Annotated in this window: 18 protein-coding genes; 5 read left to right on the top strand and 13 right to left on the bottom strand. The window is 70.1% G+C overall.

The window, feature by feature from the left end:
* Positions 1 to 71 precede the first annotated feature (71 nt).
* Together K6T50_RS14400 and K6T50_RS14405 are read right to left on the bottom strand one after the other, a co-directional pair.
* Positions 72 to 1,031, bottom strand: a complete 960-nt coding sequence (locus tag K6T50_RS14400; protein WP_222607256.1) for a phytoene/squalene synthase family protein — start codon at positions 1,029 to 1,031, stop codon at positions 72 to 74.
* A 209-nt stretch (positions 1,032 to 1,240) separates the two neighbouring features.
* A complete protein-coding gene (locus K6T50_RS14405; protein ID WP_222607257.1) occupies positions 1,241 to 1,378 on the bottom strand; it encodes an HVO_2523 family zinc finger protein in 138 nt (45 codons plus the stop codon).
* A 192-nt stretch (positions 1,379 to 1,570) separates the two neighbouring features.
* Here K6T50_RS14405 and K6T50_RS14410 point away from each other — a divergent pair, with 192 nt between their 5' ends.
* Together K6T50_RS14410 and K6T50_RS14415 are read left to right on the top strand one after the other, a co-directional pair.
* Positions 1,571 to 3,100: a molybdopterin-dependent oxidoreductase gene (locus tag K6T50_RS14410; RefSeq protein ID WP_222607258.1), complete on the top strand. Its 1,530-nt coding sequence runs from the start codon at positions 1,571 to 1,573 to the stop codon at positions 3,098 to 3,100.
* Positions 3,101 to 3,182: 82 nt separating this feature from the next.
* Positions 3,183 to 4,043: a ZIP family metal transporter gene (locus K6T50_RS14415; RefSeq protein ID WP_222607259.1), complete on the top strand. Its 861-nt coding sequence runs from the start codon at positions 3,183 to 3,185 to the stop codon at positions 4,041 to 4,043.
* 34 nt (positions 4,044 to 4,077) lie between these two features.
* Here the strand turns inward: K6T50_RS14415 and K6T50_RS14420 are convergent, their stop codons facing one another.
* Both K6T50_RS14420 and K6T50_RS14425 read right to left on the bottom strand, forming a co-directional pair.
* Positions 4,078 to 4,536, bottom strand: coding sequence for a DUF8060 family membrane protein (locus K6T50_RS14420; RefSeq protein WP_222607260.1), 459 nt, complete (start codon positions 4,534 to 4,536; stop codon positions 4,078 to 4,080).
* Positions 4,533 to 5,540: a DUF7490 domain-containing protein gene (locus K6T50_RS14425; RefSeq protein WP_222607261.1), complete on the bottom strand. Its 1,008-nt coding sequence runs from the start codon at positions 5,538 to 5,540 to the stop codon at positions 4,533 to 4,535. The genes K6T50_RS14420 and K6T50_RS14425 overlap by 4 nt, the downstream gene beginning before the upstream one ends.
* A gap of 112 nt (positions 5,541 to 5,652) precedes the next feature.
* On the opposite strand from K6T50_RS14425, the gene K6T50_RS14430 reads away from it, so the two are divergent.
* Together K6T50_RS14430 and K6T50_RS14435 are read left to right on the top strand one after the other, a co-directional pair.
* The gene (locus K6T50_RS14430) at positions 5,653 to 6,060 is read left to right on the top strand and encodes a universal stress protein (protein WP_222608941.1); all 408 of its coding nucleotides are present in this window, start codon (positions 5,653 to 5,655) and stop codon (positions 6,058 to 6,060) included.
* A gap of 109 nt (positions 6,061 to 6,169) precedes the next feature.
* Positions 6,170 to 6,712: a GNAT family N-acetyltransferase gene (locus K6T50_RS14435; protein ID WP_222607262.1), complete on the top strand. Its 543-nt coding sequence runs from the start codon at positions 6,170 to 6,172 to the stop codon at positions 6,710 to 6,712.
* Positions 6,713 to 6,821: 109 nt separating this feature from the next.
* On the opposite strand, the gene K6T50_RS14440 is transcribed toward K6T50_RS14435, so the two are convergent.
* The 4 genes from K6T50_RS14440 to K6T50_RS14455 form a co-directional block, all read right to left on the bottom strand.
* On the bottom strand, positions 6,822 to 7,064 hold the full coding sequence (locus tag K6T50_RS14440) for an amphi-Trp domain-containing protein (RefSeq protein ID WP_222607263.1): 243 nt from the start codon (positions 7,062 to 7,064) through the stop codon (positions 6,822 to 6,824).
* 193 nt (positions 7,065 to 7,257) lie between these two features.
* A complete protein-coding gene (locus K6T50_RS14445) occupies positions 7,258 to 8,484 on the bottom strand; it encodes an ornithine cyclodeaminase, nickel-pincer nucleotide-dependent (RefSeq protein WP_222607264.1) in 1,227 nt (408 codons plus the stop codon).
* 101 nt (positions 8,485 to 8,585) lie between these two features.
* The gene (locus K6T50_RS14450) at positions 8,586 to 9,533 is read right to left on the bottom strand and encodes an alpha/beta hydrolase (protein ID WP_222607265.1); all 948 of its coding nucleotides are present in this window, start codon (positions 9,531 to 9,533) and stop codon (positions 8,586 to 8,588) included.
* Positions 9,530 to 9,946: a DUF8159 domain-containing protein gene (locus K6T50_RS14455; protein WP_222607266.1), complete on the bottom strand. Its 417-nt coding sequence runs from the start codon at positions 9,944 to 9,946 to the stop codon at positions 9,530 to 9,532. The genes K6T50_RS14450 and K6T50_RS14455 overlap by 4 nt, the downstream gene beginning before the upstream one ends.
* A 293-nt stretch (positions 9,947 to 10,239) precedes the next feature.
* Between K6T50_RS14455 and K6T50_RS14460 the strand changes: the two genes are divergently transcribed.
* Entirely contained in the window at positions 10,240 to 11,118 is an 879-nt protein-coding gene (locus K6T50_RS14460; RefSeq protein WP_222607267.1) for a winged helix-turn-helix domain-containing protein, read from the top strand.
* Positions 11,119 to 11,406: 288 nt separating this feature from the next.
* Here the strand turns inward: K6T50_RS14460 and K6T50_RS14465 are convergent, their stop codons facing one another.
* The 5 genes from K6T50_RS14465 to secY all read right to left on the bottom strand — a co-directional run bounded on the left by K6T50_RS14465 (position 11,407) and on the right by secY (position 16,853).
* Complete coding sequence (locus K6T50_RS14465) at positions 11,407 to 13,644, bottom strand: amino acid permease (protein WP_222607268.1); 2,238 nt, start codon at positions 13,642 to 13,644, stop codon at positions 11,407 to 11,409.
* Positions 13,641 to 14,102 carry a universal stress protein gene (locus K6T50_RS14470; RefSeq protein ID WP_222607269.1) on the bottom strand — a complete coding sequence of 154 codons (462 nt, stop codon included), beginning with the start codon at positions 14,100 to 14,102 and terminating at the stop codon, positions 13,641 to 13,643. Before K6T50_RS14470 ends, K6T50_RS14465 begins: the two co-directional genes overlap by 4 nt.
* A 237-nt stretch (positions 14,103 to 14,339) precedes the next feature.
* Positions 14,340 to 14,534, bottom strand: a complete 195-nt coding sequence (locus tag K6T50_RS14475; protein ID WP_222608949.1) for a DUF7511 domain-containing protein — start codon at positions 14,532 to 14,534, stop codon at positions 14,340 to 14,342.
* 132 nt (positions 14,535 to 14,666) lie between these two features.
* Positions 14,667 to 15,239, bottom strand: a complete 573-nt coding sequence (locus K6T50_RS14480) for a metal-dependent hydrolase (protein WP_222607270.1) — start codon at positions 15,237 to 15,239, stop codon at positions 14,667 to 14,669.
* A 150-nt stretch (positions 15,240 to 15,389) separates the two neighbouring features.
* Positions 15,390 to 16,853, bottom strand: a complete 1,464-nt coding sequence (gene secY, locus K6T50_RS14485) for a preprotein translocase subunit SecY (RefSeq protein ID WP_222607271.1) — start codon at positions 16,851 to 16,853, stop codon at positions 15,390 to 15,392.
* Positions 16,854 to 17,031: the final 178 nt, after the last annotated feature.

Raw genomic sequence — 17,031 nt, forward strand, 5'->3', positions numbered from 1 at the left:
CCGACCGCGTCAGCGCGCGCGAGAACGGCGACCCGCGGCGTCAGCGCGCGCGAGAACGGCGACCCGCGGCGTCAGCGCGCGGGGACGCGGTCGGCGTGGCCGGCGCCCGAACGGTTCGACTCGCTGTCGCCGTACCGGACACAGGAGACGCGGCGGAACACGGTTTCCGGGTCCTTACATCTGAACCACGCCCACCGCGTTCTGACGAACAGCTTCAGCTTGCGCAGCGACCCGAGTTCCGGCGTCTCGGTGAGCGTGTCGAAGCCGCGCTCGCGGATGAGCGCGTGGTGCTCGGCGTACAGCACCGCCGCCAGCAACACGGCGAACTGGCAGTCCTCGGGGAGGTATTTGATCCCCGCGACGCCCTCCTTGTACAGCGACTCCGCGCGGCGAAGCTCGTGGCGCATCGCCGCCTCGACGTTCCCGTCGAACTCGAAGCGCTTCAGCTGTGCCTCGGTGACGCCGTACTCGCGGAGGGTCTCCTGGGGAAGGTACACCCGGTCCAACTCGACGATGTCCTCGCGCACGTCCCGCAGGAAGTTCGACAGCTGGAACGCGTCGCCGAGGGCGGTCGCGTGCGGGAGGGCGGCATCGGGGTCCTCGGGGTCCATCACCGCCGTCATCATCCGACCGACGGCGGAGGCGGAGCCGTCCATGTACGCCTCGAGGGCCTCGTACGTCTCGTAGCGGTCGGTGTCGATGTCCTCGCGCATCGCCTCGATGAACGTCTCGACGTCCTCCTCGGCGATATCGTGTTCCTCACACAGCTCGGCGAACGCCGAGAGGACGGCGTCGTCGGTCTCCTCGCGGCCGAGCGCGGCGTCGCGGAGGCGATCCAGCTCCCGGCGCTGTTCCTCGGACGGGGCCGTCTCCGCGCCGTCGACGACCTCGTCGGCGACCCGGAAGAACGCGTACAGCACGTACGTCGGCTCGCGAACCCGTTCGGGCAGCACCCGGGTCGCGAAGTGGAAGGTCTTCCCCGTGCGCTGTTGGATGCGCTTGCTCCGGGCGATCTGGTCGTCGGCTACCATCGTCGCCCCGACGCGTCCCGCACGCTGTCTTCACTGTCCCGTCCTCGCATCTGAGTAGAATTCCTTACGGCGGCCGACACCATAACAGTTGGTGCCGGTTCGGGCGTGCGGTTTCGGCCGTTCTCGACCGGAATTTTCTCGCCGTGAGCCACGTCACATTGCGCCCGCTCGGCGCGCCGATCCCGACGGCGTTGCGAACGAGGCGGCGGTCAGCCGTAGAACGGGTCCGAACAGTCGAAGACGACGCCGTGATGCGGACAGACGTACTCGCAGTGGCGATGGACCATCGACGCCCCGCAGTAGGGACACGGGCGCGTCCGCTTCGTCGACTCCTCGGGTTCGCTCACGGTCGACCCGTCGTGGCGCGGCGACAAAGCGGTTCTGACCGCGCAGCGTCGTTCGGCGGCGACAGCGTCCACCGCCCATCCGCCGGCGGCCGTCCATCCGGCGACCGCGACGCCGCCGGCGACGGTCCCTCCGCCGACGCGACGGTTACCCCACCGTGCGCGTTTTACCGCTGGAAGCCCGTATACGCACGAATGACACCACCTCGCGTCCGGCGCGTCGCGGTCGCGACCGCCTCCGGCGTCGCGGTCGCGGCGGGCACGTTCCTCGTCGCCGGCTTCTCGCCCCGGTGGGTCGTCGTCGCGATCGCCCAGACCGTGCTGCTCGCGCTCCCCGACGCGGTGTTGGCGGCCGGGATCCAGGGACTGGGCAGCACCGGCCAGCCGCTGCTGGTCGCCGGCTCCGCCGGGCTCGCGGTGGCGCTGTTCGGCGGGCTCGCGCTGCTCGCGCTCCGTGTCGGCCGGGTCGCCGACAGAGACCGTGCCGAGATCGTCTTCCTCGTCGGGGCGCTCCAGGCGCTCGCGGCGTTCCTCCTGGCGGTGAACCCGGCGGCGGCCGTCGTCGGGGGCGCGCTCGGCGCAGCGGTCGTCGGTCTGGCGGGCGCGTCAGCGACCGGAACGGGGGAGGTCTCCCGGGGGCGACGCGGGCTGTTGCGGTCGGCGGGCGCCGCGGCGGCGGCCGTCGGCCTCGCGGGAGCAGGACCGCTCGCGCGGGCCATCGGCGGCGGGCCGGACGGACGCGACCGGGCGGAGCCGGTCGAGCGCGACCCCCTCGTCGAGCGCCTGCTCGATGGCGCCGCGGCGCGCTCGTTCGACCTCGCGGGCGCGGAGCCGCTCGTCTCCGAGTCGTTCTACGTCGTGGACAAGAACGCGGCCGACCCGCGGGTCGACCCCGACTCGTGGTCGCTGCGGGTCACCGGCGCCGTCGACGAGGAGATCGAGATCGACCTCGACGCGGTCGAATCGCGGCCCGCACAGCACCGGTTCGTCACGCTCCGGTGCGTCGGCGACACGGTGAACGGCCGGAAGACCGACACCGCGGTGTGGACCGGGTTCCCCGTCGCCGATCTCCTCGAGGAGTCGGGCGTTCGGCCCGACGGCTGCTGTGTCATGGTGCGCGCCGCGGACGACTACTACCAGGCGTTCCCGCTGTCGGCGCTGCGGGACGGCCTGCTCGCCTACCGGATGAACGGCCGTCCGCTCCCGCGCCAGCATGGTGCGCCGGTTCGGGCGCTGATCCCGGGTCACTGGGGGGAGATCAACGTGAAGTGGATCACCGAGATCGAGATCCTCGAGGAGGAGGCGACGGGCTACTGGGAGGAGCGCGGCTGGCACGGCACCGGCCCCGTCTCGACGGTCGCGAAGCTCCACCACGTCGAGACCGACGACGGCGCGGTCTCGGTCGGCGGCCACGCGTACGCCGGAACGAGGGGGGTCTCGGCCGTCGAGGTGTCGACCGACGGCGGCGACACCTGGAGCGAGGCCGACCTCACGGATCGCCTCCCCGGGGCGACCCCCGCCGACGCGGACCCCGACGACCCCGACGCCGTCGGCGGCGAGGCGGCGGACGCCTGGCGCGGCTGGCGCTACGAGTACGAGGCCGACGGGGAACACGAGGTCGTCGTCCGCGCGGTCGAGGCCGACGGCACCGTCCAGCCCGCCGCCGAGCGCGACCCGTTCCCCAGCGGCGCCTCCGGCTACGCGAGCCGGACGGTTCGCCCCTGAGCGGGTCCGGTCCCGGGTCGAGCGTCCAGAGCCCGGTCTATCGATCGGAGCCGTTATTAACCGCAACCGGCGCGTTAGCAACATGGCCGACGTGACTACCGACGGGGCCGGGCGTTCCCGGCCGACTCGGACCCGGCTGATCGGCGCCGCGAGCACGGCGGCGCTGGTGGCCGCCACCGCGTACGCGCTCGCGACGGGACGGACGAAGCTGTTCGGGATCGCGTGGATCGCGTTCGCGGCGATGGCGCTGGCAGGCTGGCTCGGCGCCCGGACGAGCGACACGCACGCCGGAACGCTCGTGTGGGGGTACGGGCTCGCCGCCGGCGCGATGATCACCAGCGCCGCCGTCTTCCTCCTCCCGCAGTCGATCGGTCAGCACCCCGCCTACGGCGGGTTCGGCGTCGCGCTCGGGCTGCTCGTCGGCTACGGCGCCCACACGCTCGGTCACCGCCTGTCGCACATGGACCTCCCGCTGGACCGCTCGCTGGCGGAGCTGACCGCCCACGCCGTGAGCGCCGGCGCCATCATCGGCATCATCTACGGCAACATGCCGGAGTTGGGCCTCCTGCTCGGGCTGTCGATCGTCTCCCACAAGGGACCGGCCGGCTACGCGGCGGTCCGCCGGTTCTCCGGTGGCGGCGGCGACTGGTCGGCGATCCTGCTGCCGGCGTCCGGCGTCGGCGTCGCCGCGATCGCCTCGTCGCTGTTCGCGCTGCCCGCCTCGGGGGCGGTCCGCGGCGTCGTCTTCGGCTTCGCGACCGGCGTCTTCCTCCACGTCGCGATGGACTTCCTCCCCGAGTGTGAGATCGGCAGCGAGGTCCACGAGTCGCTGAGCCACGAGGGCGACGCCCACACCCTGCTGGACCGCCTGCGCGTCCACGCCGTCGCCAGCACCGCGCTCGGCGGGCTCGCGGTGTTCGTCGGCTGGACGTTCGTCGTCTGATAAGGAAAACGGACCGCGGTTTCCACGGCGATGCTTACGACGTGACCCGTCGGATCTGCACGGAGATGCCGGCGGCCGCGACCAACAGCACCGCCAGGTTGAACGCGCCGTGGAACAGCGAGCGGTACTCCGCGACGACCCACTGGTTGATCGTCCGGGAGACGGCGCCGTAGAACTGGATGCCCGCGACGAGCGCGAGCACGACCAGCGCGACGAGCACGAGGTAGTTCACGTACCGGGTGACCCTGTCGCCGACGCCGGCCCCGCGGTCGGCCGTCTCGGTCGGCGCACCGCGATCGACGGATTCGGTCGCGCCGCCGCCGTCGACGCTCGCGGGCGTTCCGGAATCCGCAGACTTCGCCTCTCGCCCCGTCGTCGCCGGTTCGGTGTCGCTCGATTCGTCCGCCGTCTGGATCTTGTCGTCGGTGCCGCCGGTCTCGTCGGTGTGATCGGTCTCGTCGGTCCGGTCAGTGTTGTCGGTGTCGTCGGTCATTGTCGGGTTCGCCTCCGTGCGAGCAGCGCGGCGCCGAGCAGCGCCACGACCGCGAGCGCCGGGCCGAACCCGGGCGCCCCGGTCGAGGTCTCGGTCGCCCTCGGCGCCTCCGTCATTCGGTCGTCCGCCCCGTCGCCGCCTTCGAAGTCGCCGACCTCGAACTCCACCTCGCGGGTGGTCTCGTTGGCCGAGATCGTCTCGGTCGGGTCGAGGTTCGCCACCGAGCGCGCGGTGTCGACGAGGACGCCGTCGCGGTACACCGCGGCGTCGACGTAGTAGTTGTACTCGCTCGGAACGGTCACCTCGGTCGTCGCGTCGGCGGTGCGGCCGGGACCGATGTCGCTGACGGTCGTGGAGTCGCGCGCGGCGACGAGGTTCGACTCCGCCTGCCGGACGATGACCTCGACGCGCAACTCGTCGCTCGACTCGGCGCCGCCGTTCGTCAGCGACGCCGCGACCGCCAGAGTGGTTCGGTTCGCCTCCTCGTCGACCGAGGCAACGGACACCGAAAGCGGCGGCACCGCCTCGCTCTCGGTGAAGCGGACCTCGGTGCCGAGCGCCTCCAGCCCGGAGACCTCCGTCCGATCGCGGTCGACGACCTGTCCGTCGCGGAAGACGACCGTCTCGATCACGTAGCCGCCCTCGCGGGGCACCTCGATCGTCGCGTTCACCGGAACGCTCCGGTCGCCGGTCAATTCGTCCAGCTCGAGCGTCCGTTCGGTCGTCAGGAGGCCGGATTCCGCGTCGTAGGCGCGGTAGCGCACGGAGACGTTGTCCGTGGGGTTGCCGCGGTGGCCGATGCGGGTGTGGAGCGTCAGCGTCGCCGTCGCGCCGTCGACCTCCCCGGGTGCGATCGCCGGCGACTCGGCGATAGAGACGTGACCGGGACGGACCGGCCCGTCCGCGGTCGGGTCTGCGAGGACGCCGGGACCCACGGCGACCCCGAGGAGGGCGACGAGCAGGACGGCGACCGCGCCCGCGGTCAGCCGTCGTTCTCGTGACATGCGGCCGGGACTGCACAGGCGCGTGGTAAACCCTTTGTGCTGTCCCGATCCCGCACAGTTCCCCGACCCGACGATCGCCGGTACCGTTTTGCGCCGTGCGCTCGGGAGTTCGATCATGCTGTACGTCCTGGCGACGAACTCGGTTCGAACCAGCGAGGTGCTGTGCGAGTACCTCCGCGACCGACTCGCACCCGGCGATGCGGTCCACGCGGTCAACTCCCAACGGGGCGGCGACCGGACGGATTCCGTCGAGATCAGGGACGGCGAGAACGCGCTCGCCGCCGTCGAGGACGCGCTCGGGGGTGTCGCGGACGTGACCGTCGAAACGCACCAGTTCGTGCGCGGCAACCCGCCCGCCGAGGACGTGCTCGCGTACGCCGACGACGTGGACGCCGACGAGTTCGTCATCGGGATCCGCGACCGCTCGCCGACGGCGAAGGTGGTCTTCGGCAGCGTCGCCCAGGACATCCTCCTCGGGTCGAACCTCCCGATGCGCGTCGTCCCCCGGGAACAGGTGTAGGAACGCCGATCCCCCGCCCGTCGCCCTCCCTCGGCCGCACGCTACCTTTCGTGAGTCCGGTTCGCACACCGGCGGGTGATTGAAGCGCCGGGACGGCGAGGTCCGGGGTATGCCCGGTCCCGTGTTCCGTCGCGGCGAGACGGTCGAACTGCGGACGGTCGAGGAGGAAGACGCCGGTTTCCTGGCAGAGCTGGTCAACGACCCGCGGGTCCGCGCGGGGACCGCGATGGCGACCCCGGTCAGCGAGGCGGACGAACGCGAGTGGATCGACGCCGTCGGCGACGACGGCGGGGTGCACCTGCTCGCGTGCGTCGACGGCGACCCCGTCGGGATCGCCGGCGTGAACGCGCCGAACGAGACGTGGGGGGTGGCGGAGCTCGGCTATCAGTTCGCGCCCGACGCCTGGGGGAACGGCTACGCCACCGACGCCGCCCGCGAGCTGTGCGCCCACGCCTTCGCGGAGCGACGCCTCCACAAGGTGTCCGCGAAGGTGTACGAGACGAACCCCGCCTCCGCGCGGGTGTTGGAGAAGGTCGGCTTCGTCGAGGAGGGACGCCACCGCCGGGAGGCGTTCGTCGACGGCGAGCACGTCGACGTCAGGCGGTTCGGCCTGCTCGCCGACGAGTGGCGCAGCGAGGCCGACAGCCGATAGCGTTCGCGGCGGCCTTCCGCCGGCCGTCCCCGCTCGAACGGACGACGACCAACGCCGTCGATACCGAGGCGAGCGGGAGTCTCGCCTGGGTCGATCCCGGGTACCGGCCCTACTTCGTCCACCTGATCTCGTATTCGAGTTCGTACCGCTGCTCGCCCGTCTCCGAGTCGGTGAGGCGTTCGAGTTCGACTTCGAACGTCGGGTCCTCGGGGACGGCGACCTCCCGTTGGGTCTCGGGACTCTCGAGGCGGACGGTTCCGGCTTCGATCGCTTCGGCCGCGGCGACGAGCGTCTCGGCGATCTCCGCTCTCGTTCGCGGTTCCTCGGTCTTGAACAGCTCCTCCTCGGGCATACTCGACTGTCGGTTCCCGGAGGTATTAGCGTCCCCTGTCGGTTCCCGTGGCGTGGGTTCGAGGATCGGTTCCCCGCCGTTCACCGCGGTTCCGGGGCGAGAGACATCGCTTGAGGCGTCTGGGGACAACCGCGCGCTCAGCGACCGGTTCCGTCGTTCGGACGCACACTATCGCGTCCGGACGCGCAGTTGTCTACTCCAGCAGCTCCTCGGCGAGCATCGGGACGAACGTCCCCACGTCGGTCACCATCCCGACCGCCTGCGCGGAGCCGCGGTCGAGCAGTTGCGTGACGGTGGCGGGGTTGATGTCGACGCAGACGGTTCGCGTCGTCGACGGGAGGCAGTTGCCCACCGCCACCGAGTGAAGCAACGACGAGAGCATGAGCACGAGGTCCGCGTCCCGAGCCTGGTCACGGATGGCGTTCTGTGCCTCGACGGCGTCGGTGATCGTGTCCGGGAGCGGGCCGTCGTCGCGGATCGAGCCCGCGAGCACGAAGTCGCGGTCGTTGTCGACGCACTCGTACATGACGCCCTCGGTGATCAGCCCCTCGTCGACGGCGTCCTCGATGCCGCCCGCCCGGATCACCTCGCTGATCGTGTAGATGTGGTGTTTGTGACCCTTCCGGGGGTGTTCCATCGTCTCCACGTCCATCCCGAGGCTGGTGCCGTACATCGACCGCTCCATGTCGTGGACAGCGAAGCCGTTGCCCGCCGAGATCGCGTCGACGTACCCCTCGCGAACGAGCCGCGCGAGCCCGGGCCCGCCGCCCGAGTGGATGACCGCGGGGCCGGCGACACACAGCACGCGCCCGCCCTGGGCCTTCGTCTCGGCGATCGCCTCGGCGATGTCCCGGATGAGCGACGCGGAGGGACGCTCGGCTGAAACGCCCCCGCGCATGAACCCGAACGGTCCCGAGGAGTCGCGGGGGCGTTCCGGCGGCTTCACCCGGATGCCGGCGTCGCCGGTGACGACGAGGTCGCCCGCCTCGATCCCGTTGAGCACCTTCGTCTCGGCGGAGACCGAGTCGCCGTCGCGGTCCACGACGATCGCACAGTCCATCTCGATGTTGTCCACGCCGACCCAGTCGCCGTCGACGCGCACGTCGGTCGGGTGGTTCGTCGTCGAGTAGAACCCGTCCGGGACGACGTTGTCGTCGGGCGCGGGCGTCAGCGTCGCGTCCGTCGGCGCCGCGAGCGTCGCGCCCGACTGGTGCAGCTCGTGGAGGATGGGGTGCAGCGTCGCCTCGTCGTCGGCGATCACCCGCATCCGGCAGTACGACTCCTTGTCCTTGCTCGTCCCCACGCGGAACTCCTCGATGTCGAACTCGCCGCCGAGGTCCATCACGACGGTGAACGCCCGTTCCATGAGGCCGGAGTCGATGATGTGGCCCTCCAGCTCGACCACGTCGCTGACGGTCATATCTCCCCTCCGCCCCGCGCCGGTGAAAAGGTACTCGTAACCGCGGTATCGGCCGTGAACGACGGTCCGTATCGACGGCTCGCGGCGAGCGGGAGGGCCGCCTACGGTCGCTCGAAGACGGCGTCGAGGAACGCCACCTCGTGGGCGAGCACCTCGGTGAACCGCTCGTCCCAGGCGTCGAAGTGTCCCATCGGGAGCGCCACCAGCGAGGAGTCGGGGAGCTCGTCGGCCAGTCGCTCGGCGGTGTGGTACGGGATGATCTCGTCTTCAGTGCCGGCGACGACGAGCGAGGGGCACGTCACCGCAGACGCGTCGGCGACCGGGCGGTACCGCGGCAGCGCCAGCAGCGTCCGCGCGCGTGTCCCGTTCTGCCACGTCGAGTCGCGCGGGATCAGCGCCGCGTAGCCGTCGAGCGCGCCCGGCTCGGTCAGCGCCGCGAACTCCCCGGGGCGGCCGTACACCTTCACCTCGTGGTCCCGGCCGACGAGCCCCGCCAGCCGGTCTCGCAGCCCCGCCGCCGTCGCGCGCGCCAGGAACCGCGGCGACTTGCTCCGCAGCAGCGCCCGGCCGTCCGAAAAGGGTGTGCGCGCGACGACGGCGTCCACGTCGGAGCGCTCGGCGGCGACGCCGACGACGTGCCCGCCGCCAAGCGAGACGCCCCACAGCGCGATCCCGTCGCCGAGCTCGTCGAGCCCGCGGACGCGGTCGACGGCCGCCTCCCAGTCGGCGACCTGCCTACTCGGAAGCACCAGCGGCTCGCCCTCGGAGGCGCCGAAGCCGCGGTAGTCGAACGCGAACGCCGCGTAGCCGACGTCCGCGAGGTGCTCGGCCACCAGGTCGAGCCCGAAGGCGGCCTCGGCGGCGAACCCGTGGCCGAGCACGACCGTCTCCGGGTCGTCCACGTCGCGCGGGCGATACAGCGTCCCGGCGCAGTCGTCGCCCTCGACGGAGAAGGTGAGCCGGCGCGTGGAGAACCGCTCGCGGGAGGGGCGCTCCCCGCGAACGCGCCGCGCCGGCGCCCGGTCGGGGGTCGCGAGCGGGGCGCTCACCGGGCCCCTCCGTCGTCGCCGTCGGTCGCGCGGGGGGTGTCCGCGTCGCCGAGATCGGCCTCGACGTCTGGGTCCGTCTCGACGGTGTCGAGCACGCGGGCGGAGAACTCCTCCTCGGAGATCCGGTAGTTCGTCACCCCGTCGAGCCACTCGGCCTCGACGTGCCACGTCGCCTGTACGTCGTCCTCGAACCGCAGCGAGGTGGCGTCGACGCGACACGGCTCCAGGTCGCCGGCCTCGACGAGGTCGATCACGGTGTTGCAGACGCGCCCCATCTCGCCGTGGGCGGGGCGTTCCGCGGGCAGGGTCGTCGTGTAGACGACGGCGACCCGATCCGGCGAGACGCGGACGTCGGCAACGTCGATGCCGTCGGCTCGCAGCTCCCGGGCCAGAGTCGACTCGTCGATGGTCATGGCGCGGGCTACACTCGCGGGCGACTTACTGGTTCCGGGCGGACACGCGGGTTCGCGTCGCACGGCCGTAGAACGGGACGGCTGGGAGCGGAGGGGTGGGAGTCCATGTCAGAGGCACTGTGGTCCCTTCGCTCCCAACGCAATGTACCGGACGACGCACAACGACTTAACCACTTGGTGAAAAACCGTTCACCACGTGTGTACTGCCCGATATCAGGTGAAGCGAGTTACACCCGATCGTACTGATATAACGAACGGAACACGTATCCGTTCCCGTGTGGCAGTACGGGTCGATGGGTGTCGACGAGTCGTCGCGGCGGACGTTCGAGTTGCTGGCGAACGAGACGCGCCTCGGGATCATCTCGGCACTCGGTGAGGCCAGCGGCGAGGGCGGGTACGCGACGCTCACGTTCTCGGAACTGCAGGAGGCGACGGGCGTCGAGGACAACGGCCACTTCAACTACCACCTGCAAGAGCTCGTCGGGGAGTTCGTCGAGGACCGCGAGGACGGGTACGCGCTGACGCTGGCGGGGATCCGGGCGTATCAGGCGATCGTGGCGCGCGTACAGAGGGACTCGCTTTCGGTCGAACCGTTCGAGATCGACGGGACGTGTCCGAACTGTGGCGAAACTAAGGAAGCGTGGTACGAAAATTCGAGAGCACAGATCGGCTGTCGATCGTGTGGTAAACTCGAATTCAGATACCCGGTATCTCCCGAATCTATCGATGGTTCGGAGCCTGAAACACTCCTAAATGCGCTCGACAGACAATTGAGTCGGGACTACCTTTCGATGTTCAACGGAGTTTGTCCGTACTGCGCCGGCAGATCGACCGTTCAGTTGGCCGAGTTTGAGGAGTATTACGAGGACCTGGGGATGGCATCGACGCCAGTCAACGTCCACGCCGCCTGCGATTCCTGTGCTTGGTTCTTGTACGGGAATCTCGGCGCGCTACTCATTTTCGAGCCACCGATCTACTCGTTCCTTCGAGAACGTGGCGTCGATCTGTGGGAGGAGTACGTGTGGGAACCGACGCCCGACCATGAGGTCACAAACGTGAGTTGGGAACCGCAGCGAGTCGCGGGTGTCTTCGGCCTTGCGGGAGAGGAACTCCGATACGTGCTTGACGAAGATCTCCGGTTGCTCGAGTACGAGATCGTCTCCGGCGACTAGCTGGCTCGTTGCCGTTACATCGGATCTGCTCCCAACCGCTCGAACACGAGAACCCCCACCGCTCGCTGTTCTCGCGCACCTGCATCGACGTTAGCTTGCCGACTCCGTAGCGGTCGTCGCCGTCGCTGTCGTCGCCGTCACAGGCAGCGACACCGGCGGCGTCGGCTCCCGCGTCGCTGTCGGTCATCGGTCCGTCCTCCGGCGCCCGCGGAAAGTCGCTACCGTTCGACGGCCTTGCCGGCTTCGCCGCCCGCGATCGCGACGGACGGGCGGCCGCCCCGACCCGGACTACCGGCCGAACAGCCGGTCGCGCAGGCTCCGCCCGGTCGGCCGCTCGGCAAGCAGCACCGAGCAGTCGACGTCGTTGACGACATCGAGCGCGAGCGCCCCGCTGACAAGTCGCGAGAGCATCCCGCGCTCGGTCGCCCCGATGACGACCAGCGAGGCGTCCTCGGCGTGGCGCCCGATCGCCTCCTCGACGTCGCCCGACTCCACCAGCAGCTCGGCGTCGCCGAGGCCGTGGTCGTTGGCCCACGTGGCGAGGAACTCCTTGCCGTCGCCAACGTCGTCGGCGACGTGGAGCAGCCGGATCTCCGAGCCGAAGGAGTGGCGAAGGGCGACGGCGATCTCCGCGGAGAGGTCCGAGTCCGGCCCGCCAGCGGTGGGGACGAGCACGCGCTCGGGGTCGAACCCGCGGTCCTTCAGGACGAGGAAGTCACACGGGAGGTTCCGCGTGAGTTCGTCGACGCGTCCCTCGACGCGGCCGGGGACGCCGTGTCCCTCCGGCCCCCAGCCCATCACGACGAGGTCGGCCTCGTGGGTGCGGGCGGCGTCGAACACCTCCTCGAAGGACCGGTGGGAGACGATGGTGCTCGTCTCGACCGGAACGCCGAGGTCCTCGGCGCCGACGCGCGCCCGTTCGAGGAGTTCGTCGCTCCCCTCGTCGAACTTGCGGACGTTGTCCGCGGCGTACTCGAGGGAGGTCTGGTCCGGGACGGAAACGATGTGGACGGCCTCGACGGTGCCGCCGCGCTCGCGGGCGATGTTCGCGGCGAGCTCGATGAGCGTCCCCTCGGTCGCGGGGTTCGCCAGCGGCACCATCACCCGGTACTCCCCGCCGTCGGGGGCGACCGCGTCGGCCGCGTCGACGGCGGCGTCGGGCATCCGCTCGGCGCGCGAGCGGACGAACTCCGAGAGCGCGCCCTCGCTTTCCGTGCGCGAGCGGGCGTACCCGAAGTACCACAGCAGCGCGAACCCGACGAATCCGCCGCCGATGGCGATCACCCGCGGGTCGATGAACGCGATGAGCGCCAGGGAGGCGACGGTGCCCACCACCGGCACCGCGGGGTACAGCGGGACGGTGTAGCTCGGCTCGTACCCCTCGACGTTCGCCTCGCGGAACACGATCAGCGCGACGTTGAGCAGGGCATAGATGACGAGGTGGAGCACCGACCCGAGCGTCGCGAGCGTGTTCACGTCCGCGAGGACGATGAACAGGAGGATGAGCGCGCCCGTGATGGCGATCGAGCGGTAGGGCGTCCCGAACCGGGGGTGGATCTCGTTGAGGTTCGGGGAGACCAGGCGATCCCGCCCCATCGCGAAGTTGATCCGCGAGGACGCGAGGATCGAGGCGTTCGCCGAGGAGGCGGTCGCCAGCAGCCCGCCGATCAGCATCGCGATCGCCCCCGCGGGCCCGAGGACGATCCGCGCCACCTCGACGACGGCGATCTGGCCGTCGGGGATGGCCGCGATGAACCCCTGCTCGACGGCGGCGCTCATCACGATCAACACGAGCGCGTAGATCACGGTCACGATGACGACCGACCCGATCACCGCACGCGGGAGGTTCCGCCCGGGGTCTTTGATCTCCTCGGCGACGGAGGTGATCTGGACGAACCCCAGATACGAGACGAAGATGAGCCCGGTCGTCGTCAGCATCGGCTCCAACCCGGTCCCCTCGGCGACGTTCGCCGGATCCGCGCGCAGCGTGCCGGCGATCGTGAACACCGCGAGGATGAGGACCAGCAGCACGACGATCACGTTCTGGAGGCGGCCGGTCTCCTTGGCGCCGACGTAGTTGACGAGGACGAACAGCGCCGCGCCCGTGATCGCGACGGCTTTCACCCCGACGGGGATCGCGATCCCGACGAACGGGATCCCGATCGATCCGCCGGAGATGTTGACGACGTACTCGCCGAACCCGACCATGTAGAACGCCGAGGCGAACGCCAGCCCCATCCAGTTGGCCCACCCGGCGACGGAGCCGAACATCGGGCCCAGCGCCTGATTCACGTAGTAGTAGGCGCCCCCCGAGACCGGCATGGCCGTCCCCAGTTCGGAGGCCGAAAACGCCGTCAGGATCGCGATGGCGCCGCCGAGCACGAACGAGATCACGGCGAACGACCCGGCCTCGCTGATCGCCTCCCCCGGGAGGACGAAGATCCCGGCGCCGATCATCGTCCCGACCCCGATGGTCAGCGCCGCGAGCGGGCCCAGGTCCTTCGCGAGCTCCTCTTCGCCGCTCATTCGTCCACCGGGGACCCGCCGTCGCCGTCGCCGTCACCGTCGGCCGGGCGCGGCAGGCTCACGACGGGACGGTCGGCCTCGGTGATCAGCCGCATCGCGACGTCGCCGGAGAGCATCCGCACGAACCGCCCGCCGTCGCGGGGCGTGAACACGATCGCCGTCGCCTCGACGTCGCCGGCGACCGCGAGGATCCCGTCCACCACGTCGGTGGCGTACGCGATCTCGCGGTCGACGGTCACGTCGGGCATCGCGGCGTCGAAGGTGTCGAACGCTTCCTCGGCGACCGCCTCCCGCTGCTCGACGCCCGCCTTGTCCACGGCGCCGCCGGCCTTCTCGACGACGTACACGAGCGTCACGTCGCCCGCGTCGGCGCCGTGGGCCGCGAACGCGGCGGCCGTGTCGGCCGCGTCCCCTTCGGAGGCGACAGGGACGACGACACGCGAGAGCAGGCCGTTCATCGACGTTCACCCCCGTCGGGGGCGTCGAGTTCGGGGGGAGCGGGGTCGCGTCGGCCGGGCGGCCGACGCGGGTCGCCGACGGTCGCACCGCTGGGACGTATGTCGGTCATGTACCGTCGGTCGGACCCGATCGGAGTAAACGCTTCCCCTCGCCGCTGACGATCCGGTACCCGGCGGCCTTATACTCCCGTCCCGGTTCCTCTCCGGCCCCCCTCCGGCTCCGTTCCGGCCGCCCGGTCAGCGAACGTCCTCGAGCGACACGGCCCCGTCGGCGTCGACGGTGATCCACGTCGTCTCCAGCGTCTCCGGGTCGTAGACGGTCACCGAACTCGGGTCCGACCCGTCGTCGAAGAGGTATCGGAGCCCGAACTCGGGGAGATCCTCGAGTGCGGCTGCCTCCCGGAGCTGCGGCAGATCGTCGCTCGCGTGCATGCCAGTACGTCACACGTTCCGGTATATGACAGTGCGGTTCGGATTATCGCGCGTGAGAGTTGGCGGCGGTCGTGTGGGCTGTCGCCGTGGCCGTCGTCGCGATCGGTCGGCTGCCCGTTCGCCCCGGGTTCCCTATGCCCGGTCCACGTCCGTCCGGTTCCAATACTGTCGCACCCGCAGCCCCACGAACACGACGGCGGCGACGGCGATCACGCCCAACTGTGGATGCGTGCCCATGTCTCGATAGATCCGGATCAGCCGTACCCACGGCGCCACCTCGTCGGCCGAGGACACCGGAACCGGGAACAGCGGGTACAGCAGGAAGCGCGCGGACCACAGGTCACCCGCGAGCAGGAAGCGGTACGTGTCGCCTATCAGGTGGCTCAGATAGCCGATCGAGAACGCCCCGGGCGTGACGACCCGCAGGCGCTCGGGCCACGTGTCGCCGTCCCAGCGTCCGGAGAGGCGTCGCGCGATCCACCACACGGCGAGCGAACACGCGGCGAACGCGAACAGCGAGTGTGCCAACGACCGACCGTACGAGAGGACTTCCACGTACGCGAGCGGCTTGTCGACCAGATCCGGGAACTGACTGCCGACCGCGAGCGGGACGAGCGCGGCGCGTGCGGGCAGACGATGTCTCCCGACGGCCGCGTACCCCGCATACCAGAGGTACGCGAACGCGAGATGCCCCAGCGGTAACACGATGGGAGACAGGTGAGGCGTCCCGATAAGCGGGACGATCGCGTTCGTTCTCCCGGCGAACGGGTGCGGGTCGACGGGGCAAGACGGAACTCGAAAAACGACGACCGACGAGCCGGCGTCGGTCGGTTCGGCGGTCGATCCCGGTTCGATTCAGTCGCTGCCGAACATCTGGCGCATCATCGGGTGCATCTCCATGAGCTGCTCCTCGGCGATCTCCTCGTACAGCTTGTAGGTGATCGACACCGTCAGCAGCAGCCCCGTCCCGGAGACGCCCCCGAGCGTGCCCAGCATGTTCGCCAACACCGCGAGCAGGCCGACGAGCGCGCCGCCGATGACGGTGACCTGCGGGATGTACCGCTCCATCACCTTCTCGATGACCTGCGGGTTCTTCCGGAAGCCGGGGATCTGCATCCCCGAGTTCTGGATCTGCTGGGCGGTCGACTCCGGCCCCATGCCGGTCGTCTCGACCCAGAACACCGCGAAGATGGCGCCGCCGACGATCATGAACGTGAGGTCGACGAGCACGCGGAGGACGATCTGCCAGGGTTCGGCGCTCACGGTGAACGCCCCGGAGAACCACATCCAATCCGAGCGCGTCTGGATCGGCGCGAGGTAGTAGAACAGCCCGCTCACGGGCTGTCCCTGCGAATAGACGCCGACGAACGCCGGGAGCGTCATGTAGTTGTTGAGGATCTGCCCGAGGAACTGGATGTTCGCCTGCAGCGCGCGAACGAGGATCATCGGGAGGACGGACGCGTAGATGAGCTTCACGGGGAAGCGACCGCGGGCGCCCTTGACGCGGGCGTGGCTCAGCGGGATCTCGACGCGCACGGACTCGGTGTACACGACGACCGCGAAGATGAGCACCGTGGTGAACAGCGCGAGGATGTTCCCCGGGTCGAACAGCAGCGACTGGACGAACGGGTCGAGCTCGACGCTGCCGGTGATGATCCCGTACCACGCGGGGAAGAAGCCGGTCACCTGGGTACCCAGCGCGGGCACGGCGAACAGTCCGGCGACGAGCTGCTGGCTCACGCCCGCGATGATGAACAGGCCGATCCCTGAGCCGACGCCCCACTTGGAGATGACCTCGTCCATGAACAGGATGAGGACGCCGCCGACGAAGATCTGCGCGAACAGTACCGCCCGCATGCCGCCGCCGCCGATGCCCAGCGACGCTGCGAGCTGACTGTCCACCGGGAGGTAGTTGCCGGCGAACACCATCGGCAGGCCCGTCAGACAGATCATCACGACGACGAGCAGCTTCTGGAGCCCCTGATATAGCACCTGGTCGCGGGGGTCGTCGGTGTCGAGGCCGAGCAGGTCGGCGCCCCCGAGCAGCTGGAGGACGATGGACGCCGTGACGATCGGTCCGATGCCGAGCTGTAGGATCGACCCCTGCGAACCGGCGAGGATCGACCGGAAGCGACCGTAGAAGTCGCCCCCGGCGCCGCCGGTGGCGAGTCCGAACATCGTGATATTGGTGAGGAAGAAGTACATCACGAGGATGCCGGCCGTCCAGGCGAGCTTCCGTTTGAAGGGCACGTGCCCCTCCGGACGCTCGACCGTCGGCATCCGCGTGAGTACGGGTTCCGCGGTCTCTTTCCAACCCATATATCGTGCACCTGGTCGGCCGGCACACCTTAACGCTTCGATCAGGTCCGCGGCAGCAACGCGCCGTGAGGCGCCGACGCCGGCCGATCCCGGTCCGATCTACGGGGGCGATCACGCGCAGTTTGACGCGGCCGACGACGCGGTCGGCGCGGCCGCCAGCCGTCGCTCGGGGCGTCGG

The sequence above is a fragment of the Halobaculum magnesiiphilum genome, assembly GCF_019823105.1.
GTDB classification, from domain to species: Archaea; Halobacteriota; Halobacteria; order Halobacteriales; family Haloferacaceae; genus Halobaculum; species Halobaculum magnesiiphilum.

Bases quoted from the DNA above. Each gene is read 5' to 3' on its own strand.
- K6T50_RS14435 (WP_222607262.1), top strand. From the start codon at position 6,170: ATGCCCGGTCCCGTGTTCCGTCGCGGCGAGACGGTCGAACTGCGGACG.
- K6T50_RS14440 (WP_222607263.1), bottom strand. From the start codon at position 7,064: ATGCCCGAGGAGGAGCTGTTCAAGACCGAGGAACCGCGAACGAGAGCG.
- secY (WP_222607271.1), bottom strand. From the start codon at position 16,853: ATGGGTTGGAAAGAGACCGCGGAACCCGTACTCACGCGGATGCCGACG.
- K6T50_RS14420 (WP_222607260.1), bottom strand. From the start codon at position 4,536: ATGACCGACGACACCGACAACACTGACCGGACCGACGAGACCGATCAC.
- K6T50_RS14410 (WP_222607258.1), top strand. From the start codon at position 1,571: ATGACACCACCTCGCGTCCGGCGCGTCGCGGTCGCGACCGCCTCCGGC.
- K6T50_RS14470 (WP_222607269.1), bottom strand. From the start codon at position 14,102: ATGAACGGCCTGCTCTCGCGTGTCGTCGTCCCTGTCGCCTCCGAAGGG.
- K6T50_RS14445 (WP_222607264.1), bottom strand. From the start codon at position 8,484: ATGACCGTCAGCGACGTGGTCGAGCTGGAGGGCCACATCATCGACTCC.
- K6T50_RS14455 (WP_222607266.1), bottom strand. From the start codon at position 9,946: ATGACCATCGACGAGTCGACTCTGGCCCGGGAGCTGCGAGCCGACGGC.
- K6T50_RS14415 (WP_222607259.1), top strand. From the start codon at position 3,183: ATGGCCGACGTGACTACCGACGGGGCCGGGCGTTCCCGGCCGACTCGG.
- K6T50_RS14475 (WP_222608949.1), bottom strand. From the start codon at position 14,534: ATGCACGCGAGCGACGATCTGCCGCAGCTCCGGGAGGCAGCCGCACTC.
- K6T50_RS14465 (WP_222607268.1), bottom strand. From the start codon at position 13,644: ATGAGCGGCGAAGAGGAGCTCGCGAAGGACCTGGGCCCGCTCGCGGCG.
- K6T50_RS14425 (WP_222607261.1), bottom strand. From the start codon at position 5,540: ATGTCACGAGAACGACGGCTGACCGCGGGCGCGGTCGCCGTCCTGCTC.
- K6T50_RS14400 (WP_222607256.1), bottom strand. From the start codon at position 1,031: ATGGTAGCCGACGACCAGATCGCCCGGAGCAAGCGCATCCAACAGCGC.
- K6T50_RS14460 (WP_222607267.1), top strand. From the start codon at position 10,240: ATGGGTGTCGACGAGTCGTCGCGGCGGACGTTCGAGTTGCTGGCGAAC.